This is a genomic window from Acinetobacter sp. TY2, from assembly GCF_046269225.1.
Classification (GTDB): domain Bacteria; phylum Pseudomonadota; class Gammaproteobacteria; order Pseudomonadales; family Moraxellaceae; genus Acinetobacter.
This window is the reverse complement of the sequence record NZ_JBJZOR010000003.1, coordinates 55,430-79,328: the sequence shown is the minus strand read 5'-3', so window position 1 is coordinate 79,328 and position 23,899 is coordinate 55,430. Positions and strand designations below refer to the sequence as shown.

The following is a 23,899-nucleotide window of genomic DNA, read 5'->3' as shown; positions in this document are numbered from 1 at the left end:
AGATTTTTAGTTAAGTGACTACAGCATAACTTTCTTCTAAACGCTGTACAGGCAATGGCATACCCAAAAGATACCCCTGCAATTGCTGACAGCCTAAACGCTTCAATATTTCTGCTTGCAATTCCGTTTCCACGCCTTCAGCCGTGACCACTAATCCTAAACGTTTAGCAAGCTGAATAATACTTTCTAAAATAATTTCTTCTTTTGAATTTGGTGTCAAATTACGAATAAATTCACGATCAATTTTCAATTCATCGACAGGTAAATCTTTCAAATACAAGAAACTTGAATGCCCTGTTCCAAAATCATCAATAGCCAAACGAATACCTAAAGCACGTAATTTTTCAAAGGTTTGAATACTCGTTTCAATATGATGCATTGCGGTCGATTCGGTAATCTCAATAATCAGGCTACCTGGTGCAATTTGATATTTTTGAATTAACGCTTCAAGACGGCAAATTAATTGCTTATGTTCAAACTGAATAGCCGATAAATTTACAGCGACTGAAGAAAAAACAACACCTTTTTCTTTCCATTCATGTAATTGCGAGCATGCTTGTTCAAGTGCCCAATAACCCATACGAATGATTAATCCTGTTTGCTCAGCCCCTTCAATAAACATACTAGGTGCGAGTAAACCTAAATTTGGATGCTTCCAACGAATAAGCGCCTCAACACCACAAATTTTATAATCAGCAGTAAATTTGGGCTGATAAAATAAAACAAATTGATGTTCTTCTACTGCACGATATAAATCATTAATCAGTTTCGATTGACTACGATTAGACTGTTGCTTATCAATAGAATCATTATAAATACTATAGGTATTCCGACCTTGTTCTTTCGATTGCATCATGGCTGCTTCAGCATTGATTAGCAAATCTTGTAAACCATTGCCGTGCTTTGGATAGAGTACGATTCCAATACTTGCAGAAATATTAATTTCTTTGCCCGAAATTTTAAAACCTTCTTGAACCGTATGTAAGAGTGCAGCAGCGATTTCTTCTGTCTGCGCTTGCGTTGTATTTTCAATAATCAGTAAAAACTCATCACCACCTATACGAATCAGCTTCTGACTTGCTAAGAGTTGATGATGTAATCGTTGTGCCAATTTCACCAATAACTCATCACCTATATGATGTCCAAAAGCATCATTCACCGACTTGAAACGATCAATATCGATATAGACAAAAGCTACGTCCCCTTCGAGTTGACGATGCGCCATAAACAACGCATTGGTGTAATCAATCAGAAATAAACGGTTCGGCAACTTGGTTAAATTGTCTTGTAATGCTAAGTTTTCTAATTCTTTATTTGCAAGTAAAAGCTGATGATTACGCTCTTCTAATCTTAACTCAAGCACAGCAACGGCAAAGGCAGCGATCAATGTCAAACACGTTGCAAAAATCACTGCAACCAGTAGCATGGTTTGACCTTCGTCATAATTAAACCCAAGTGCTGTTGGATTCTCAACTGTATGGAAAATAACACCAGCCATACCTGTGTAATGCATGCCTACAATACTAAAAGCAATCATGCAAGCAACAGCAAACTTTAAAAGTCCACGATGGTTAATTGCTTGTTTATATTTAAATGCTAACCAGAATGAAAGACCAGCACCACTAATACCAATAAGAATTGAAAACAAAACAATTAAGCCATCATAATGAATATCTTCATTCGGCACGTTTAAGCCCATCATGCCGACATAATGCATCCCTGAAATACCACCACCCATAAATACAGCACCTAAAATAAGGCGCCCTAAAGGTAAGGTATTTCGTGTGGTTAACCAAATGGCAAAAGTCGAGGTGATTGCAGCAATAACGTAAGAAAATATGGTTAGACCTGGGTCAAAAGAATAACCCTCTGGTAAATGGCAGGCTAACATACCTACAAAATGCATCGCCCAAATAGCTAGACCAAAGATCATACCGCTAGCAATCATCAGAATTTTTTGTTGTTTTGGACTATTTACATTGTAAATAAGTTGCTCCAATGAAATAGCGATATAGCAGACGATGACCGCAACAACGGCAGAACCTATCACCAAATCATTATCATAACTCATATGAATCATACAAATGTACTTCCCAAAATGAACCCATTATTGTTATTTAAGTTATTTAAAAAATCCTAAAACAACACATTGCTACGTGTGGTTCACCTGATTTAATAGAATTTAGAATATCCTTAAAATAGCACTATCTCATTGAAGGTCAAGTTTTTTTCACATTAGGCAAAAAAAGGGCATATCACAATATGCCCTTTATTTAATATTACTTAATCAATACTTTAGTGTTTTTTCTGTAATTGCCCTAAATCCATTAACACATTGGCAGCTTCAGTCACAAAAGTCTCTTCTTCAGGCAATGATGGACGTTGCGCTACTTTCATTTTTGCACGAGATTCTGCTAAAGCATCCATAGAGGCTTGATAGCTTTCCCAGTTTGGATATGGCTTCTGCCCCATCACCTTACGGCGTGCATTTTCAGCTTGCAAAGTCTTATCCTCAAGTTCAATTAAGTCTTTTTTACGCTGAGTAATATCTAACACGACTTGCTTTTGATCTTTAGAAATTTGGGCAATCGCTTTACGCGCATTAAGATATTGGAATTGCACATCAGCATCTACACGCTGTTTAGACAATACCGATAACTCTGGCACATAAGGTTGAATCTGACCTTCACGCTTAAATGGTGCTGTTGGAATAGTGTCCCATTTCAACGCATTTTTCGCTTTACGCTCACCAAACTCTTCGTCATAAATATCGACGAGTTTAACATCAGGAATCACCCCTTTATTTTGCGTACTACCACCCGTCACACGATAAAATTTACGCTGCGTCAACGTTGCCTGACCATAAGCCAAACTGTCTAACTGAACCTGTGCCGTTCCTTTACCTGTTGTTGTACTGCCAATCACTACGCCACGATCATAATCTTGGATAGCAGCCGAGTAAATTTCACTAGCCGATGCAGATGCCAAGTTAATCAATACAGCCAATGGACCTGCATAGGTTTGTGCACCGCCATCGGTATCTTCAAAGACACTAACATTGCCATTGCCATCGCGAATTTGCACCACAGGTCCTTCCTTGATGACCTGACCAATCATTTTGGCAACTTCTTCTAGTGAACCACCTGGATTATTACGTAAATCAATAATCACTCCTTCCACTTTTTGACTAGCTAGAGATTGCAATGCTTTATTGGTATCTTCGGCAACAGAGCGATATTCTCCCCCAGCACGGCGTGCACGATAGTTCAAATAGAACGATGGAATTTCTACCACACCAAATTTATGTTTTTGACCATCTCGGATCACTTCAACAGTGCGAGAGCGTACACCTGCATCTTCTTCTTGAATGACATCACGGGTCAACATCACAATACGTGCCTGATTCATAGAAGCACCTGCACCAAGGAGCTTCACAGCCACTTTCGTTCCACGCTTACCACGAATCAAACCGACAATTTCAGAACTTGGCCAGCCAATCACATCAACCATTTTATCGCCATCTTGCGCCACACCAATTATGCGATCACCCGATTTCACCTGCCCTGACTTACTTGCAGGACCGCCTTCAACAATGGTTTCAATTTTAGTGAAATCTTCATTACCACGTTCAGGACGAATCGATACACCAATCCCTTCAAGTTGCAATGTCGTTTGACGATTCAACTCAATCGCATCAAGCGGTGGGAAGTAGTTGCTGTGCGGATCATAGGTCAATGTCATTGAGTTTAAGATGCGTTCAAGCACATCATCACTCTTCACACGCCCCATGCGCTCAAGTTGACGGGTATAACGTTTAGTCAATGTTTGAACTGGTGTTAAGTCTTCTGATGCTGTTAAATCTTGACCATTGGCTAGAGATGGATCATCTTTTAATGCTTTTTGCTTGGCTTGCTCTTCTTCTTTGGTAATCGTCAAGTTAATGAGCTGTGAAACCAACATTTTCTGCCAATACGTTTCTTGCTCAGCTTTGGTATTGAAGAAAGGCGATTTTTCACGATCGGTTTCAATAAATGTATTGGATTGATTTAAATTTTGTGGCTTTTTCAACTCAGCCAACATAAATGAATAAAATTCTTTTAGACGATTACGGTATTGTTCATGAATCGCATAAGGCCCTTTTAAATCCCCTGCTTTAAGCGATGCTCCCAAAGTCGTACCATACTGTTTTTTATAGTCTTGTACTTCCGATGCAAGGAACAAAGTATGTTCAGGATCTAAGCTATCCAGATACATATCAAGGATTTTCCCTGATGTCGTTGCATCAAGGCGCATATTTAAATAATGCTGTCGATCGACCAATGTTGCAAGCTGACGAGTCACTAAGGCTTGTTCTTGTGTAGGCTGAATTACCCCTGAAACAACAGCTGTAGTGGTTTCAGCCATTGCCTGAGTAATTGTGTGTGAAAAAAATAATCCACCGGTTGCCAATGCAACGGCGCAAGCAATTGTCTGAAGTTTCATAATTCGTTAATGCATCCTTCTCGGAGTTTCCAATTTGGTGTCGCTTTTTAATCTGAATTCAACAGTTTCAAAATCTTAAACAACTTTATCTGTCTATGTCGTGTAGTTTTATCATAATCTGTACTGACAAAATGTAGCAAATCATTGCAAAATACAGGTATTGTTTTCCTTTTAAAAATACAACTACGGATTTCCTATGATCGGCGCATTGATGCTTGATATCGCAGGCACAGAACTTACTCAAGAAGATATTGAACTATTGCAAGCTCCGCAAGTCGGTGGCGTGATTTTATTTACACGAAATATCAAATCTCTGGCACAAGTTCGGGCTTTGACTGATCACATGCGTCAAGTTCGCCCTGAGATTCTCATTGCCGTTGACCAAGAAGGCGGACGTGTGCAACGCCTAAAAACAGGGTTCACTCTATTGCCTGCAATGGGGCATTTTGGTGAACTTTACTTAACTGAACCTGAAAAAGCCATTCAACTCGCGGAGCAATGCGGTTGGCTTATGGCAATTGAAGTCTTAGCTGTCGGGATTGACTTTAGTTTTGCCCCAGTACTCGACATCAACGATATTAGTGATGTAATCGGCGATCGTGCATTTGCCAAAAATGTGCAGGATATTGTTCCACTTGCTCAAGCCTTTATGACAGGTATGCATCGTGCAGGTATGGCAACAACAGGTAAACATTTCCCTGGTCATGGTTCAGTTAAAGCAGACTCTCACGTTGCTGCAGCCATTGACTCACGCAGTTATGACGAAATTTATGCACAAGACATGCAAAGCTTTATTCAGCTCAAACCACAACTTGATGCACTTATGCCAGCACATGTAATTTATGAAAATGTTGACCCGAACCCTGCTGGTTTCTCACCTTTTTGGATTCAGAAAATTCTCCGTCAAACCTTAAAATTTGATGGCGTACTATTCTCCGATGATTTAAGTATGCAAGCTGCATGTGTAGCAGGCAATGCCGATGCACGTATTCGAGCTGCCTTAGATGCAGGCTGTGACATGGGCCTAGTGTGTAATAACCGTGAATCGGCTTGTGTGGCACTTGCAGGCATTGAAAATTTACCACTACCGAATCAAGAACGCTTAGAGCGTATGCGTGGCAAAATTCCTAAAATTCAAATTGGTGAAACATTAGATTTAGGTACAGAATGGCAATCTGTTAAACACGTGATTGAAGCATTCAAAAATTCACTTTAACTTTAATTGAAAAAGAATAGGAATACTTCGGTGTTCCTTTTTTACACATAAACTGTTAAAACACTTAAGATTAAGATATTGAAATAATAATGATATAGCTCGATCAGTCTGATCGACAAAAAGCATCAGTGAAGGATAACCATGAGCGAACCACAACTGTCTAAACACCGACATATTTCATTTACTGCACATTACACCGGCTATATTTGGTATCAAATGGGTATATCGCATCCTTTACTTGCTACGTCTAAAGGTAAAACTTTAGCAATGATTGCCAATCCTATCGAAAATTGGGCAGAAAAATATGTCGGTGGCAGTATGCGGACGACATTAAAAGCACGCCACAAAATGTTAGATGATCATCTAATTATGCTCATTCAACAACATCCTGATTTACAAGTACTTGAAATTGCTGCAGGACTTTCACCTCGTGGATGGTGGTTTAGACAACACTACCCTGATATTGATTATCGTGAACTTGATTTGCCCGATATGGCACAGGAAAAACAACAGGCTTTAAAACAAATCGATCCAACAAGCCCCGATCTTTTATCCATCGATTTATTTACCCCTGATTTCGAAAATGCATTTAAAGTTTTTGATCAGAACCGCCCTTTAGTTGTCATTAGTGAGGGATTAATCAATTACTTCACCAAGCCATTATTGCAACAACTCATTCAATCGATTGCTCATTATGGCAAAGGCTTTAAAGCCTTACATTACCTGACCGATATTTATCCTGAACCAGTCAAAAATCGTTTAGCAAAAGTCATTTGGAGTAGTAGTAAACTACTCAAAGTGATTTCTCGCAGCGCATTCACATTCCACTTCATTTCCCCTGATGAAGCTCGCTCATTTTTCTATACGGCAGGTTTTAATACAGTTGATGTCATTCAACCTACATTTTATTTTGATGACCGAACACAAACTACTACGACCATAGATGAACATCCTGAAATGATGAAAGATCAACATGCAGGTGATTTGGTATGGATGATTCACGCCCAGCACCCCAACCCGATGAGTTAACGATCTTTAAGTTAATATTTTAAAAATATAAAGCCCTCAAATGAGGGCTTTATATTAACTTTTCAATAAATATAAAATTTAAAGATTAGAAAACAACATCTAGTTCTAGCATTACATCTTGTTTCTGCGCTTGGATATAACGAAGTAAACGATCTGCCACTTCAAAACTACCATGTTTAAACAAAGCACGTACACCTTGTGCAGAGCAATCAAAAATCAAACATTCAATACTAAACTCACCATCTTTATCACTCAAATGCAAGGCTAAATCGCGTGGATGTTGTTCAACATATTCTTTTTGATCAAGCTGTAAAAGCACACCAAAGTAGTTCATATCCACAATATTTACATCTATCACATCCGACAAATGACGATGGGTCAGTTTGCTTTCTGGTTGTAGAACTTGAATACGCTCTTCACCACGGCGATCCATATTTTCCATTTGATCACGAGTCAAATTAATAATGCCATCTAAGCCTTGAATCGACTCACCTTTCAAATAGGTGGTAAATAAGGTCATGGTTTCTTTGCGACGCTGTAGTTGTGGTACATGATCGGCATTAGCAATCATGGCAAATTGAACATCGGGACATTGTAGTGCAAATTTTGCATTTTCATATGGCAATGTAAAGCTGTCGTACTGACCACACGCCACCAAAGTATTGACCTGTGGTACAGGCACTTGACTCAACCGAAGTAAACGTGTGCAGTTAATTTCATAACGTTCTTGTTCAGTTGCCGAGAACTCAGCCATTTGCTTAAAGAAAAGTCGTTTTGCAGTCGGTGACATACGCGTTTTATCGAGTTTGGCATGATTGACCAAATATAGAATCACCGCTTGACCGAATTCATCCATACGCTGCTCTTTCATCAGCATTAAAGACTCTTCAAGTAACATGCGCCAACTTTTGCGGGTTTCTTGCATCACCCCCATCAAAATCATTTTTTCCACAAGCTCTGAATGCTGTTGTGCAAAAAATGATGCAATCACTGAGCCGAGTGAAATCCCTACAACATCAACTTTATTTACGCCAACAATATCTAACCACTGCCCGAGCATGCGAGATAAGTCAGGCAACTCTAGAGTCCCTGCCGATAAACCACTGTCGACATTGGTAATTTGCTGATTTGAACCCATCGAAGGTAAATCAATTAAGATGACAGGACCACTTTCAAAAAATTGTTCTACACAATATTTATAAGAGCTAAAATTTTGGAATGCTCCACCAATAATCACAATGGGTGTATTATGAATTGTGCTTGGATCGGCAATTGCCATGTACTCGATTTTCCAACCATCAATCCACGTAGTTCGTGCCGGTTGCTTAAAACTCCCCTTATGATAGATGTCAAAAAACCCAAAACCTGTGAAGTTTTGATGTAATTCTGGATCCATCTGGATAATGGAATTCATTTCCTACCTCCATCCCTGCTTTATTTTTTTATTTTGCAAGTTAAGTTGTTCTTCCAATGATCAAAAAATATCGAAAATTTATATGTCATCAATATCCTATATGCTTTCATTCTATACAGATGTCAGATTTCTTAGCAATCACTATATTGACCGCTCATCCAATTAAAACGGTCATATTGGCAAAAAAAGCGTTACAAAATTTGACCCACTCCGCATTTCTTCCCGAATAGGCATAGATTGTTTATAGTCGCACTGCTACTATCAAAGAGATATTTTCAGCGATCAAATATAAGGCTATGCAAGATTCAATTGAACAGTATATGCAAACTGTAGGTCAACAAGCCCGTCAGGCAGCAAGTGTGCTGGCTGCTGCAACTACACTTGTAAAAAATAACGCATTATCTGCCATTTATACTGCTTTGGAAGCGAATGAACCTCAAATTCTCGCTGCCAACAAAATAGACATGGAAAAAGCCCTTACAAACAACTTGGATAGTGCCTTACTTGATCGCCTTGAACTGAACCCCAAACGTTTTAAAGATATGCTACAAGGCTTAAAAGATGTGATTAGCCTGATTGATCCAATTGGTGAAATTACAGATTTGGCTTACCGCCCAAGCGGTATTCAAATTGGTAAAATGCGCGTTCCTTTAGGTGTTGTTGGCATGATTTATGAATCACGTCCAAACGTCACGCTTGAGGCGGCATCACTTGCGCTCAAATCTGCCAATGCGATTATTTTACGTGGTGGTTCTGAAGCTTTAAATTCAAACCAAGCAATTGCTACTGCAATTCAACACGGATTAAAAGTTTCAGGTTTACCTGAAAACTGCGTACAAGTGATTAATACACCTGACCGTGCTGCCGTAGGTCAACTCATCACATTGTCTGAATATGTGGATGTGATTGTGCCTCGTGGTGGTAAAGGACTGATTGAACGTATTACCAATGAAGCAACCATTCCTGTAATTAAGCATTTAGATGGCAACTGTCACGTTTATGTTGAAGCTCAAGCCGATTTGCAAAAAGCACTGCCGATTGCTTTGAATGCTAAAACACATCGTTACGGTGTATGTAATGCAATGGAAACACTCCTTGTCGACGAAAAAATTGCCGAGGAATTTTTACCACGCATTGCTGAACTGTATGCAGAAAAGCAAGTGGAACTCCGTGGTTGCCGTGATGTACAAAAAATCTTAGGAGCTGCAGTGAAACCTGCGAGTGAAGAAGATTGGTACGAAGAATATCTTGGACCAATTCTTGCGGTAAAAGTTGTTTCAGGCATAGAAGAAGCAATTCAGCACATCAACAAATATGGGTCACACCATACTGACTCGATTATCACTGAGAACTTTAGCCTTGCACGTCAGTTTTTGACTCGTGTCGATTCAAGCTCTGTTATGGTCAATGCATCTACTCGCTTTGCTGACGGTTTTGAATATGGTTTAGGTGCTGAAATTGGTATTTCAACAGACAAAATTCATGCCCGTGGGCCTGTTGGACTCGAAGGTTTGACGTCACAAAAGTGGATCGTTTTAGGTGATGGACAAATTCGTCAATAAACCGCTAAGCATTGAAATATAATTAAAAGTTACCCAATATTTAATTCGTTTAGGTATTGGGTTTTCACTAAAACCCTACAAGAAAGTAAATGCTTATCATTTTTAAATGTTAAAGTATTGATAATTTTAAACAATTAACTGATAAATTTTAAGTATTAATAATTCAGCAGTCGATAATGCTTAAGTCTAATCACCTAAAGTCTATCTAGGCTATAAAAACAACGCATGGTACAACATAAACACGATCTAGATTGCATCAATAAAAAGAGCAATGGATCAACAAGATGACTACTTCAAATTACAATTTCGGGTAATAAAACGTGTCTACATCAGTATTAGTAATTAACTGCGGTTCTTCTTCAATCAAATATGCGCTTGTTTCAGAGCGTCGTGAAGATCGTATTTTTGGACTTGCAGAAAACTTAGGTTCTGCTGAGGCGCGTATTAAAGGAGTGACTGCTGGGAATCAGCCATTGGAATTGTCTATTCCACATGCTGACCACGAAAAAGCCTTGGAAACCATCCTTTCTCGTCTTGCTCAATATAAACCACAAGCGATTGGTCATCGTGTTGTACACGGAGGTACATTGACCAAGGCAGAATTATTGACACCTGAAATTGTAGAACGTATTCGTGAAGCAACGCCACTGGCTCCGCTTCACAACCCTGCCCACTTAGTTGGTATTGATGCAACTATGCGTCTATTCCCAGAGTTACCACAAGTGGCTGTGTTTGATACCGCATTTCATCAAACTATGCCATCGCATGCTTACCGTTATGCATTACCAAAGTTCTTATATACACAACATAATGTACGTCGTTATGGTTTTCATGGAACAAGCCATGCTTATGTATCTGAACGCGGTTCAGAGCTTGCAGGTAGCTTCAAGCAAGGTGGTTGGTTAACAGCACATTTAGGTAATGGTAGCTCGACTTGTGCCATTTGGAATGGTCAAAGTGTTGATACTTCTATGGGTCTTACACCGCTTGAAGGCGTAGTGATGGGTACACGTAGTGGTGATGTCGATCCAAGTATTCACAGCTTCCTTGCAAGCAATTTGGGTTGGGATATTTATAAAATTGATAAAATGCTCAACAGCCAATCGGGGTTGTTAGGTCTTTCTGATTTATCGAATGACATGCGTACATTGATTGAAGCTTCTGAACAAGGCAATGAAGATGCGAGCCTTGCGATTGAAGTGTTTTGCTACCGCCTCGCAAAATCATTAGCAGCACTTAGTTGTGGCTTACCACGTATTGATGGCTTATTCTTTACTGGTGGCATTGGTGAAAATTCAGCATATATTCGTGAAAAAACAATGTCTTACCTACCACACTTTGGTTTTAACCTCAGCAAAGAAAACAATGATGGTTTAAAACGTGGTACTGAAGGTCGTATTGATACAGGAACAGGTCCACAAATTTGGGTTGTGCCAACGGATGAAGAAGGTCGTATTGCAAAAGAAACTGAGCATGTTGTTAACCATGAGGTACAACAGGCAATAAAAAAGTCTGAATCTGGAGCAGCGACTGTTTAACAGTCGCTTTGCCTTATGCTGTATTACCTTTTGATTTATTGATTATTTTAATTTTAGCTTTCCCGTTTTAAGAGCAGCTTATGAAAACAATTTTATTGGTTCCTACTGGCGAAGGTGTGGGTCTTACATCGGCATGTTTAGGTTTAGTTTATGCCCTTGAGTGCCAAGGTGTTAAAGCAGGTTTTTTAAAACCTTTTTCACAAGAAGCAAATACACAACCCGATCGTACTACTGCACTTTATCGTCATATTTCAAATGCTAAAACTGTAGAGCCTATTGCTTACAGTAAAATCACTCAAGCATTGAATACCAATGAAGTTGATGAGTTACTTGAAGAAGCCGTCAGCCTACATCGTCAAATTGCTAAAGCACATGACATTATTATTGTTGAAGGCTTAGTGCCAACAGCGCGTGATACATTTGCAAGTGATTTAAATGTATCACTTGCGCAAGCCCTCGATGCAAAAGTGATTTTTGTCAGCAATGCTGATATTAATCGCCCTGCACACACAGCTGAAAAAGTTGAATCACAAGTACGTAACTTTGGCGGTTCATCTGCAGCACGAAATGTTGGCGTACTCTTCATGCGTACCCGTGGTCTGCCTGAAGATTCAGCACAAATTCCTGTAACGATTGATCCGAATTTAAGACTGATTAGTGACACGGTAAAATTTACTGCTGAATTACAAAAAACTTGCCCACAACTCGGTTCAGAGCAATTACCCGTCATTGGCTTAGTTCCTTTTAGCGATACGCTCAGTGTCCCACGTCTCTCTGATTTGGCAGCCCAATTACAAGCCACTTGGATCAATGAAGGTAAAGCAAAACAACGCCGTGTTTTACACAGCAGTTTAATTGCATCGAACATTGAACATGAGCTACACAAATTTATTGCAGGCGAGCTGATTATCAGTGCATCTGACCGCATTGATGTATTACTCGCAAGTAGCCAAGCCACCAATAATGGCGTTCCACTTGCTGGTTTAGTATTGACTGAACATCATGCACCAAATACTCAAGTTTTAGATTTCTGCCAGTCTGCAATTAAAAATGGTCTGCCAATTTTACATACACCACTCAGTACTTTTGCCACAGCAGAGCAACTTGCAAATCTCAGTAATGAAATTCCTGTTGATGATACTGAACGTGCTGATCAAGTGACCCGTTTTGTATCAAGCCACATTAACCAAGAATGGTTGATTCAAGTTTTGAATGGCGATTATAAACCGCGCTTATCTCCTTCTGCATTCCGCCATGAATTGGTACAAAAATCGATTGCGGCTAAAAAACGGGTTGTTTTACCTGAAGGTGATGAGCCACGCACCATTCAAGCGGCAGCGATTTGCCAATCTCGTGGTATTGCACAATGTGTATTGCTTGCAAAACCTGAAGCTGTACTTGAAATTGCTAAAGCCCGTAATATCGAGCTTCCATTTGATTTAGAAATTATTGATCCTGATCTAATTCGTGAAAACTACGTTGCACAAATGGTCGAGATGCGTAAAGGTAAGTTAGACGAAGCTCAAGCACGTGAACAACTACAAGATACCGTTGTACTTGGCACAATGATGTTGGCACTCAATCAGGTCGATGGCTTGGTTTCAGGTGCTGTTCATACCACTGCAAATACGGTTCGTCCAGCATTCCAACTGATTAAGACTGCACCGAATTATTCACTCGTATCATCATTATTCTTTATGTTGTTGCCAGATGAAGTCTTGGTCTATGCAGATTGTGCTATCAATCCAGATCCAGATGCTGAACAATTGGCTGAAATTGCAATTCAATCTGCAGATTCTGCTAAAGCTTTTGGGATAGACCCTCGTATTGCAATGATTTCTTACTCGACGGGTACATCAGGTACAGGTGCAGATGTTGAGAAAGTTGCCAAAGCTACTGAAATTGCAAAACAACGTCGCCCTGATTTACTCATTGATGGCCCACTTCAATACGATGCAGCGTCCGTTGAAAGTGTTGGACGCTCTAAAGCACCTGATTCTCAAGTTGCGGGTCGTGCGAACGTGTTCATTTTCCCTGATTTAAATACAGGCAATACCACTTATAAAGCCGTTCAGCGTTCTGCCAATGTCGTGAGTGTCGGGCCAATGTTGCAAGGTTTAAATAAACCTGTAAATGATCTATCTCGTGGTGCTTTAGTCGATGATATTGTCTTTACCATCGCTTTAACTGCGATTCAGTCTGAGCAACAAGAAGCGTAAATCTACGATTTAAACGCTTTCGTTTTTGAGAAAAACCATCTAATTGAAAAATTAGGTGGTTTTTTAATATTAGAGAAATATGCAAAACCATCAGACATAAAAAAAGAAGATAAAGCGTTAGGCTTGATCTTCTTTCTGACCGTAGATCCAAGTTGCAGCAATATAAACACTAAAGCCTACAACCATTAGGATGCTTGAAATTGTCATATTTCACATCTCAATTTTTGATGAGACTATTATGTGAAAGTTATATGACAAATTTATGACAATAGTAAAATATCCAAAAAAATACAATATCATTATTTTTCAATAATTTATAATAAAAATATAGGGTTTATGCCATAATTCCATGTCATTTCCATAAAATATTACAGTCATATTGTCACAATTCAGATGTCAATATAAAAACCCATCGCAGACAAAACTCATTCAACAAACCATTAAACTTTCGCCCAAAGCTCACTCAAAAGCCCCAAAACAATTGCATTTTATCTTATAATTTAGCCCGCTAGCTATCAGCCCGCTCAAGAGATATTTGTATGACTACTATTATCAAGCAAGATGACTTGATCACTTCAGTTAAGGATGCGCTTCAATTTATTTCTTACTACCATCCACAAGACTTTATTCAAGCAATGAGTCGTGCGTATGACCGTGAAGAAAACAAAGCTGCCAAAGATGCGATTGCACAAATCTTAATTAACTCTCGTATGTGTGCAGAAGGACATCGTCCAATCTGCCAAGATACCGGTATTGTCAACGTATTTGTTGATGTGGGCTTAGACGTTAAATTTGATTTAACCTTAAGCCTAGATGATGCAATTAATGAAGGTGTACGCCAAGGTTATTTAGAAAACTCTAACGTACTTCGTGCATCTGTTTTAGCTGATCCTGCTTTTGGTCGTAAAAATACCAAAGATAACACCCCTGCTGTAATTCACTATAAACTCGTTCCAGGTAATAAAGTCGATATTACTGTTGCGGCTAAGGGTGGTGGTTCAGAAAATAAATCTAAACTTGCCATGTTAAACCCTTCTGATTCAATCGTAGATTGGGTACTCAAAACTGTTCCAACAATGGGTGCAGGTTGGTGTCCACCAGGTATGCTTGGTATCGGGATTGGTGGTACTGCTGAAAAAGCCATGATGCTTGCAAAAGAATCGCTCATGGAAGAAATTAACATGGACGAACTTCTTCGTCGTGGACCTGAAAACAAAATTGAAGAACTCCGTATGGAAATCTTCGAAAAAGTGAATGCTCTCGGTATTGGTGCTCAAGGTCTTGGTGGTTTAACGACTGTTCTTGATATTAAAATCAAAGATTACCCATGCCATGCTGCGGGTAAACCTGTTGGTATGATTCCAAACTGTGCGGCAACTCGTCATGCACACTTCACATTAGATGGTTCTGGCATTGCGCACATTCAAGCACCTAAATTATCTGATTACCCAGAAGTAACTTGGGATTCTTCATCTTCTAAACGTGTTGATTTAGATAACATCACGCAAGAAGAAATGAATTCATGGCAGCCTGGTGATACTTTACTTTTAAACGGTACAATTTATACAGGTCGTGATGCTGCGCATAAACGCATGTGTGAAATGCTCGACAATGGCGAAGAACTTCCTGTAGATCTTAAAGGTAAATTTATTTACTACGTGGGTCCAGTTGATCCAATTAATGATGAAGTGGTTGGTCCTGCAGGCCCTACAACTGCAACACGTATGGATAAATTCACACGCCAAGTGCTTGAAGCAACAGGTATGTTCGGCATGATTGGTAAAGCTGAACGTGGTCCAACAGCAATTGAAGCGATTAAAGACAACAAATCGACTTACTTAATGGCTGTAGGTGGTGCGGCTTACCTTGTATCTAAAGCTGTTCGCCAAGCAGAAGTTGTTGCCTTTGCAGACTTAGGGATGGAAGCCATCTACAAATTTGTAGTTGAAGATATGCCTGTTTCTGTCGCTGTTGATGTCAATGGTACTTCTGTTCATGCGACTGCACCAAAAATTTGGCAAGCGAAAATTGGTAAAATTGCTGTAGTTGATGCTGCCGCAAAATAATCTCTAATTATTTTCAGATTCAACTTGAATTCTGATGAAAAAGCACTCTATGATTAGAGTGCTTTTTTTATTTTTACAATAATGAGAATAAAAATGTATTCCTTCCAATATTTACCTGTTTTACTTTTGATGACTTTTAGTGGTTTTAATATGGCATGTTACGCCTCTCCCGCAACTGAAGAGAGTGTCACCAAATTAATTCAACTGTCGGAGCTTAATACGTTACTTGATCAATCTGCCCATGACATGCAACCCTATTTTGATCAACAGGCTGAAGATCTGATTAAACAGGTCACTGCGACAAAAACACTGAATATTGATACGCAGAATGCTGCTTTACAGGTCAGTGCCTTACTGTCTGATCTACATCAACAAATGATTCACAATCCTAAATTTATACAAATGTTTAAAGAAACCTTTAAGAAAACTTATACCGAAGAGGAACTCCAAGCCTATATTTCCTTTTTAAGCACACCAATGGGACAAATTATTAATAAAAAAACCAACAAAGTCATGTCTGAAATTCACACTCAAACAGCACAATTATCAGAACAGTCCATGACAACACCCGAATACCAAGAAGCCTTTAAAACTAAGCTAATGGCAATTATTCAGCCATTAACAGCAACAGAATAATTTAAATTCTGCTGAAAAATGACGCATTTAAAAATACACCCAAATACTTATATACTCATGGAAAATCATCTTGTAATGAAATTTTTAAAACCGCTTTTAATTGGGTCAATTTTTTTGATGAGTCCATTTAGTTTTGCAGCACCTGCAAGCGATCAACAAATTCAGCAGTTATTTAAAGTTATGAATTTAAATCAATTGATGCAAAATACAATTCAACAAATTCGTCCCCAACTCGATCAGCAAGCCTATCTTACGATTCAAGCCGTTGTGGGGCATGAAAAACTTTCCCCTCAAGAACAAATTATTGCCAATGAACTATCAGACAAACTGTATCAGCAAAGTCTAAAAAGTATTGCTTGGGAACAAATGCAGCCGATTTATCAGAAAATTTATAAAGACGTATACAGTGCTGAAGAAGTTCAGGCACAAATTAACTTTTACTCAAATCCTATGGGACAATCCATTTTAGCAAAAGCACCGCTTGCGACACAGGAATCAATGAAAATCATTAACCGTCGCCTTACGAAAAATATGCAGGCAACAGAAGCAGACTTTAAAGATATTCAGCAGAAAATTAAAGCCTTACAAAAAGCAGCTCAATAGTCAAAAAACTTAAATGCAAAACAGAGCGTAATATACACTCTGTTTTGCAACGTGAAAAATCACCGAAACTGATCTAATTCATGATAAGTCAACTTACCAAGTCAATGGATTCCAAAGCTTAAATGGTACCGTCGTATGTACATCATCACTTGCATGATATTTACCACTATCAATCTTTTCAGAACCCTTAACCAACTCCCCTTGGCTATCCAACTCACCGACAAAATTGAGTCCTGGCGTTTTAAGTTGAGTCATACCAATTTCTTTCAAACCCTGACGCGTTGGCATCTGCATAAGCGGTCCCACTCTAAGCAGACTCGCATCACCATTTGGTCCACCACGGAACTGTTCTTCTTCATATTTTACAAAATATTGTTGCCCTGCTTTGACAGAAAAATAAGCAGATTTTGGTTTTTGAAAATGAACCACGGTCAAAGGACGACTCATACTCAGCTTATAATCACCCTCTGCTAACTCAACCCAATAATAATGATTACTGATAAGGCTTGGAATACGTTTTCCATTCAAAAAGAAATTCGTCGCAATAATCTCTTGCCGATTCCATTTACTATCAGGTCGATAAAAATACACCACAGCAGCTTGTGGATTTTGTGGTTTAACCAACTTGAAATATTGACCTGGTGCTTGATTAACCCAAGAACCTACAGAAAATTTACCAACTTTGTATTGATCGAGTTTAGATGAAACCAAAGAATCTTCTTTTTCATAATCAATTTGATCGAGTGTAGAAACTACCTGACCTGTTTGTAATTGCTGCTTTTCTACAGTTTTATGGCTTTGACAAGCACTCAACCCACAACCCACTAAAAGCATTAAACCTAAGTAACGCATGATTATCCCTCACCGCGTATTTTTTATTTTCGTTATCTAAAAGTACTATTTTCCATATTGAGCTTAACATTTCAATGTCATTTTAAACATAAAAAAACGTGTAAAAAGCCAAGCTTTTTACACGTTTCAGATGAATTGCAACTTAAAGCATTGAAATCCTTTAAGCAGACTTACTTTCAATCACTTTCAAATCAACTTTGGTTTCAGACGGTTTGTCTTTTTTCGGTTGACGTTCAGGCAAATAAATCGGTGCTGCTTTATCATTAATCACAGCTTCATTAATCACCACCGTACCTACATCTGTACGTGTTGGTAAGTCATACATCGTTTCAAGCAAAATATTTTCTAAAATAGATCGTAGACCACGTGCGCCTGTATTTCGCTCAAGTGCACGTTTTGCAACAGCACGTAATGCAGAATCTTCAAACAACAGATCAACATTTTCCATTTCAAATAAATACTGATATTGACGCGTTAAAGCATTTTTCGGCTCTGTCAAAATTTGCATCAACGCTTCTTCATCTAGCTCTTCAAGTGTTGCAAGTACAGGCAAACGACCAATAAATTCAGGAATTAGACCAAATTTAACCAAATCGGCTGCTTCAACTTGACTGAACAATTCAGAGACTTTTTTCGTATCATCTTTGCTCTTCACATCAGCTGTAAAACCAATGCCACCTTTTTCCTGACGCTGTTGTACCACACGCTCAAGACCTGAGAATGCACCACCACAGATAAACAGAATGTTTGAAGTATCAATTTGAATAAATTCTTGTTGCGGATGCTTACGCCCACCTTGTGGTGGAATTGAAGCAACCGTACCTTCGATCATTTTCAGCAAAGCTTGCTGTACACCTTCACCTGACACATCACGTGTAATCGATGGATTCTCAGATTTACGAGTAATCTTGTCGATTTCATCGATATAGATAATCCCTTTCTGAGCTTTTTCCACATCATAATCAGCTTTTTGCAAAAGCTTTTGTACAATGTTTTCAACATCTTCACCAACGTAACCTGCTTCGGTTAATGTCGTTGCATCTGCCATGGCAAAAGGCACATCAAGCAAGCGTGCAAGTGTTTGTGCAAGTAATGTTTTACCCGAACCTGTTGGCCCAATCAGTAAAATATTACTTTTTGCAATTTCAACACCATCTTCAGGCTTATGCCCCGTTTGAGATACTTTTAAACGTTTATAATGGTTATAAACCGCAACAGATAATGTCTTTTTCGCAAGATCTTGACCAATCACGTATTGATCGAGCGCCGCACGAATCTCATGTGGCTTTGGTAATGGACGATTTGCCCAATCACCTGTTTCAACTTGTTGACTAGTCTGAACGAGGTCAAGGCAAACATCGACACACTCATTACAAATGTATGCGTCTTCGCCTGCGATCAGTTTTCCAACTTCCGACTGCGTTTTTCCGCAAAATGAACAATGTTTTTGTCCCTGAGGATGATCGGACATTTTTACTCCAAATTTTGAATCTTTATAAATAATCGCCTACAAATAATTTATAGCTGCGGGCGTTTTGAAAGAACTTGGTCGACTAGACCATATTCTTTTGCCTGTTCAGCGGTCATAAAATTATCACGATCTGTATCACGTGCCACTTTTTCAAAATCTTGACCACTATGTTCTGCCATTAAACGGTTTAAACGCTCTTTGATGAACAAAATTTCACGGGCATGAATTTCTATATCAGATGCCTGACCACGGAAACCACCAAGCGGTTGATGGATCATCACACGTGCATTTTCTAAGCAATAACGTTTGCCTTTTGCACCAGCATTCAATAGGAAAGCACCCATAGAAGCGGCTTGACCCATACAATACGTCACAACATCGGGCTTAATAAACTGCATAGTGTCGTAAATTGCCATGCCTGCAGTCACGGAACCACCTGGTGAGTTAATATAAAGGTGAATGTCTTTTTCAGGGTTTTCAGCTTCAAGAAACAACATTTGTGCGACAATTAAATTCGCCATATTGTCTTCAACTTCACCTGTTAAAAAAATCACGCGTTCACGTAAAAGACGTGAAAAAATGTCGAAAGAACGCTCACCACGTGAAGACTGTTCTACGACCATTGGCACTAAAGCGTTTTCAATTGATGAAACATACATACTTTATTTATTCCTGAATTTTTGTTACTTCACTCATAATGACAATATGAGGGATAATTACTGAAATTGCAAAATATTCACCATTAAATATTAGATATTTTTTACATCAGCATTTTAATTTCAGGTTGATTAACACAATTGATACAGCATAAAAAAAGGCGCATGAAGCGCCTTTTTTTCAATTACAGAAGCTTAGCCTTGTTGGCGAGCTTGCTGTTCTTTCAATAATTCTTCGTAAGATACAGGTGTTTCAGTCACTTTTGCAGAAGCAAGAATGTGATCTACAACTTGATCTTCAAGTACAACGCCTTCAATTTGCGCACGTTGTTGCTTGTCATTTTTAAAGTATTCAATCACTTCAGTTGGATCTTCATAAGAAGAAGCCATATCATCGATATATGCTTCAACACGAGCTGGATCAACTTCAAGTTTAGCATCAGCCAATAATTTGCTTACAAGAATGCCTAGTTTAACTGATTTTTCAGCTTGTTCTTTGAACAAGTCATCAGGAAGCATGCTGCTGTCAAATGCTTGCGCACCTTGAGCACCAAACTGCTGAGTGAACTGCTGAATCATTTGTTGACGTTGACGGTCAATTTCTTGAGCAAGCATAGATGCTGGAATTTCAACTTCATTAGCAGCTACAAGTGCATCAAAAGTTGCGCTCTTCACTTGGTTACGTAGACCATTTTTCACTTCACGTTCCATATTTTTACGAACGTCAGCTTTTAATTTTTCTACGCCTTCTTCTTCAGTTAAACCGAAGATTTTAAGGAATTCAGCATCAATTTCTGGAAGTTTTTGTTTTTCAACAAGCTTCACAGTAATTTTGAACTGAGCTGCTTTACCTGCAAGGTTTTCAGCTTGATAGTCTTCAGGGAAAGTTACATCAATCACTTTCTCTTCGCCTTTCTTCATACCGATGATGCCATCTTCGAAGCCAGGGATCATACGACCTGAACCTAATACAAGTTTGAAGTCTTCAGCAGAACCGCCTTCAAATTTCTCGCCATCAAGTGTACCTTCGAAATCGAAAGTCACTTGCATGTCTTTTTTCGCCATGCCTTTTGTTTCAGCCCAAGAAGCGCGTTGCTTCTGTAGGTTTTCAAGCATAGTATCAACATCTTTATCGTTGATTTCAGTTGATTTACGTTCAACTTCTAAACCGTCAAACTTTACGTCAACTTCTGGATAAACTTCAACAGTTGCTTCAAAAACTAAAGCATCTTCTTTGTTTTCAACTTTATCAATGTTTGGCATGCCTACAGCATTGATTTTTTCTTGTTGAATCGCTTCGAATACTGTGTCACGAATTACATCGTTCACAACTTCTTGATAGATGCTTGCGCCATATTCACGACGAACAACGTTCAAAGGCACTTTACCTGGACGGAAGCCGTTGATCTTTACAGTTTTGGCACTACGTTTCAAACGAGCTTCAAATTGCTCGTTCACACGGCTCGTCGGTACAGATACAGTTAAACGACGGGCAACGCCCGAAACCGCTTCAGAAGTTACTTGCATGGCTTCCTCGATATAGAAATAGTAATTGCAATTTTTAAAGTGTCATATTATATGACAACAATGAACGATATACAAAGCGAAAGATTTAAAGCACTCAAACTTCATCATTTACTTATCTATCAATATCTAATGACTTCGTCATCTTTTTTATAACAATATAACATTTCAATTGAAAATGATAAAAATTCTCATTAGTATTAGTCTGCAATTTTATATTGTTATTTTTCAAAATTTTATTTATCTCGTCCATTACGGAATTCTTTTATGAGTAAGTTCAACCTTCGTCCGCTTTCCATTGCCTTGCTTGGAATAACCACAACATCTGCATTTGCAGAGACCACATCTCAACCTGATTCTTTACGTAAATTAGACACGATTGTTGTTTCCGCTTCGGGGTTTGAGCAAGATATTAAAAATGCGCCAGCCAGTATTAGTATTGTGACGAAGGATGACATTGAAAAGAAAAATGCAACCAGCATTTCAGACCTACTCTCAGATATTCCAGGTATTGATATCCGTGACGGTATTGGGAAAACTTCTGGTTTAAATATCAAAATGCGTGGCTTAGATAATAAATACAGCCTAATTTTGATTGATGGTCGTCGTCAAACGACCTCTGATGATGTTACACCTAATGGTTTTGGTGAATCATCAAACGGCTTTTTACCTCCTTTAGCGGCGATTGAACGAATTGAAGTGATTCGTGGTCCAATGGCGACTCGTTATGGATCAGAAGCGATGGGTGGTGTTATCAACATCATTACTAAAAAAGTGACCGATGAGTGGACAGGTAATGTCACACTCAGTGGTAATGACATGGAAAGCAAAGAAGAAGCTGACTCATGGAAAACCAGCTTTGTGCTCAATGGCCCACTTATCAATAATATTTTAGGTCTACAACTTCGTGGTAGCTTCTTAGATCGCCAAAAATCAGAACGTATTCCAGGTACATCAGGTCGTGATCCTCGTCCATCTGAAGCAGATATCTATGATCTAGGTGGAAAGTTAAGCTTTAAACTCAATGACCAAAATAGCTTTTGGGTTGATGCTTTTCAATCAAGCCAAACTTATAGTAACGATGGTGACCGTCTAGGAACTCAAGATACGCCAAGCCGTGCTCGTGGTTATAAAGATGAGTTAGAGTTTAACCGTGAACAATACTCTTTAGGACATGATGGTGATTACAGTTTTGGTAAATGGTCCACTTATGTGAGTCAAACTGAAACCGAAACCAAAGGCCGAACCATTCCAACTGGTACATTTGCACAAAATGCTTATGCAGGTTCTGATCGTAATTTGAAAAATACCGATCTAGTTGCTGATACACATATTATTGCCCCAATTGCGAACCATATATTAACGGTGGGTGCTGAATATAAAAAAGCTAAAGTTGCAGATGATTTAGCAGGTATTGGTGCAGAATTTGATAAAGATTCCTACTCTTTTTATGCAGAAGATGAATGGCGTTTACGTGAAAATTTAGCATTCACTTTTGGTGGACGTTATGAAGATCACTCTGGTTTCGGCGGTCAATTCAGTCCACGAGGCTATTTGGTTTGGAATGCGTCTGATGCTTGGACATTCAAAGGTGGTGTCAGCACAGGTTATAAAGCGCCTTCACCAAAAGCATTACATGACGGTGTAATTGGTGTCAGTGGTCAGGGTGCAAACTTCCAAATTGGCTCACCAGACTTAAAGCCTGAAGAGTCATTGAACTATGAATTGGGCTTTAACTACAACAACGGCAATTTAGACCTCACCACTACAGCCTTCTTCAATAAAATTGACAACCTGATTACAGATGGTCCAGAACTTTTAAACTGTTCATTTACTACAAACCCGAATAGACCTGGTTGTGTAAGCTATGGTTCCCACATCACCCAAGATACATTCTCACAAAGCATCAATGCAGATGAAGCAGAAACCAAAGGTATTGAGCTAAGCTTAAAGTATCAAATTATTCCTGAATGGGATATTAAAGCTGCATACACGTATATGGAATCTGAAATTACCAAGGGTGAAAATAAAGGTTCATATTTAAGTAATGTACCTAAAAATGCCTTTAACATGACATCGACATGGCACATCAACCCTGCTATGGATGTTTGGTTGCAACACGAATATAAGTCAGAACGTAAACGCTACAGTACTGAGCAAACCTCAGGTGATGCTGCATTAATTTATAAAGCAACAGGCAATAAACTGAACGGGTACAACTTATTTAATTTAGGTGCAAATTACTCACTTTCTGATAATGTCCGTATTACAGGTGCTGTAAATAACTTGTTAGATAAAGACTTTACCAAAAATGGTAGCTATACAGATGCCAATGGTGATCCTGCATCTTATTATGATTATATGGTCATTGGTTCAGGTATGTCTGGGACTTATTTGCCAGGTCGAAACTACTGGTTATCAATATCTTATGATTTTTAAAATAAATTAAAGCCAATTAAATAAAAACCCTACTTTGTTAGGGTTTTTATTTAATTACAAATAATCATTAACTTAAAACATTATGTTACATTATTTCATTAATTTTTCCTTTTTCTTACTATTTGAGAATCGACAATTCCAATTCTAAAAAGATGCAATATAAAATAAGAATCATTATTATTCGCATACAAA

Annotated in this window: 16 protein-coding genes; 9 read left to right on the top strand and 7 right to left on the bottom strand. The window is 38.7% G+C overall.

Annotated features, from left to right (window positions below; translation table 11 throughout):
* Positions 1 to 10 precede the first annotated feature (10 nt).
* A complete protein-coding gene (locus tag ACK1JC_RS02555) occupies positions 11 to 2,080 on the bottom strand; it encodes an EAL domain-containing protein (protein WP_409510285.1) in 2,070 nt (689 codons plus the stop codon).
* A gap of 215 nt (positions 2,081 to 2,295) precedes the next feature.
* A complete protein-coding gene (locus tag ACK1JC_RS02550; protein ID WP_409510284.1) occupies positions 2,296 to 4,482 on the bottom strand; it encodes a carboxy terminal-processing peptidase in 2,187 nt (728 codons plus the stop codon).
* 196 nt (positions 4,483 to 4,678) lie between these two features.
* Between ACK1JC_RS02550 and nagZ the strand changes: the two genes are divergently transcribed.
* Positions 4,679 to 5,698, top strand: coding sequence for a beta-N-acetylhexosaminidase (gene nagZ, locus ACK1JC_RS02545; protein WP_409510283.1), 1,020 nt, complete (start codon positions 4,679 to 4,681; stop codon positions 5,696 to 5,698).
* 141 nt (positions 5,699 to 5,839) lie between these two features.
* The gene (locus tag ACK1JC_RS02540) at positions 5,840 to 6,727 is read left to right on the top strand and encodes a class I SAM-dependent methyltransferase (RefSeq protein WP_409510282.1); all 888 of its coding nucleotides are present in this window, start codon (positions 5,840 to 5,842) and stop codon (positions 6,725 to 6,727) included.
* Positions 6,728 to 6,812: 85 nt separating this feature from the next.
* Here the strand turns inward: ACK1JC_RS02540 and ACK1JC_RS02535 are convergent, their stop codons facing one another.
* Positions 6,813 to 8,141, bottom strand: a complete 1,329-nt coding sequence (locus ACK1JC_RS02535; protein ID WP_409510281.1) for an alpha/beta fold hydrolase — start codon at positions 8,139 to 8,141, stop codon at positions 6,813 to 6,815.
* A gap of 296 nt (positions 8,142 to 8,437) precedes the next feature.
* Between ACK1JC_RS02535 and ACK1JC_RS02530 the strand changes: the two genes are divergently transcribed.
* The 6 genes from ACK1JC_RS02530 to ACK1JC_RS02505 all read left to right on the top strand — a co-directional run bounded on the left by ACK1JC_RS02530 (position 8,438) and on the right by ACK1JC_RS02505 (position 16,765).
* Complete coding sequence (locus ACK1JC_RS02530) at positions 8,438 to 9,703, top strand: glutamate-5-semialdehyde dehydrogenase (protein WP_409510280.1); 1,266 nt, start codon at positions 8,438 to 8,440, stop codon at positions 9,701 to 9,703.
* Between the two features lie 320 nt (positions 9,704 to 10,023).
* Positions 10,024 to 11,241 (top strand): acetate/propionate family kinase, encoded by a 1,218-nt coding sequence (locus tag ACK1JC_RS02525; protein ID WP_409510279.1) that lies wholly within the window; start codon positions 10,024 to 10,026, stop codon positions 11,239 to 11,241.
* An 80-nt stretch (positions 11,242 to 11,321) separates the two neighbouring features.
* Positions 11,322 to 13,460, top strand: a complete 2,139-nt coding sequence (pta, locus tag ACK1JC_RS02520; protein ID WP_409510278.1) for a phosphate acetyltransferase — start codon at positions 11,322 to 11,324, stop codon at positions 13,458 to 13,460.
* A 539-nt stretch (positions 13,461 to 13,999) separates the two neighbouring features.
* On the top strand, positions 14,000 to 15,526 hold the full coding sequence (locus tag ACK1JC_RS02515; protein ID WP_409510277.1) for a fumarate hydratase: 1,527 nt from the start codon (positions 14,000 to 14,002) through the stop codon (positions 15,524 to 15,526).
* 93 nt (positions 15,527 to 15,619) lie between these two features.
* Complete coding sequence (locus ACK1JC_RS02510; RefSeq protein WP_409510276.1) at positions 15,620 to 16,162, top strand: DUF2059 domain-containing protein; 543 nt, start codon at positions 15,620 to 15,622, stop codon at positions 16,160 to 16,162.
* A gap of 117 nt (positions 16,163 to 16,279) precedes the next feature.
* Positions 16,280 to 16,765, top strand: a complete 486-nt coding sequence (locus ACK1JC_RS02505) for a DUF2059 domain-containing protein (RefSeq protein ID WP_409510275.1) — start codon at positions 16,280 to 16,282, stop codon at positions 16,763 to 16,765.
* Between the two features lie 93 nt (positions 16,766 to 16,858).
* On the opposite strand, the gene ACK1JC_RS02500 is transcribed toward ACK1JC_RS02505, so the two are convergent.
* From ACK1JC_RS02500 to tig, 4 genes are all read right to left on the bottom strand, one after another.
* Entirely contained in the window at positions 16,859 to 17,617 is a 759-nt protein-coding gene (locus ACK1JC_RS02500) for a DUF2846 domain-containing protein (protein ID WP_409510274.1), read from the bottom strand.
* 160 nt (positions 17,618 to 17,777) lie between these two features.
* Positions 17,778 to 19,088 (bottom strand): ATP-dependent Clp protease ATP-binding subunit ClpX, encoded by a 1,311-nt coding sequence (gene clpX / locus ACK1JC_RS02495; RefSeq protein WP_409510273.1) that lies wholly within the window; start codon positions 19,086 to 19,088, stop codon positions 17,778 to 17,780.
* 47 nt (positions 19,089 to 19,135) lie between these two features.
* On the bottom strand, positions 19,136 to 19,747 hold the full coding sequence (gene clpP / locus ACK1JC_RS02490; RefSeq protein ID WP_409510272.1) for an ATP-dependent Clp endopeptidase proteolytic subunit ClpP: 612 nt from the start codon (positions 19,745 to 19,747) through the stop codon (positions 19,136 to 19,138).
* A 192-nt stretch (positions 19,748 to 19,939) separates the two neighbouring features.
* A complete protein-coding gene (tig, locus tag ACK1JC_RS02485; RefSeq protein ID WP_409510271.1) occupies positions 19,940 to 21,271 on the bottom strand; it encodes a trigger factor in 1,332 nt (443 codons plus the stop codon).
* A 264-nt stretch (positions 21,272 to 21,535) separates the two neighbouring features.
* Between tig and ACK1JC_RS02480 the strand changes: the two genes are divergently transcribed.
* A complete protein-coding gene (locus tag ACK1JC_RS02480; protein WP_409510270.1) occupies positions 21,536 to 23,707 on the top strand; it encodes a TonB-dependent receptor domain-containing protein in 2,172 nt (723 codons plus the stop codon).
* Positions 23,708 to 23,899: the final 192 nt, after the last annotated feature.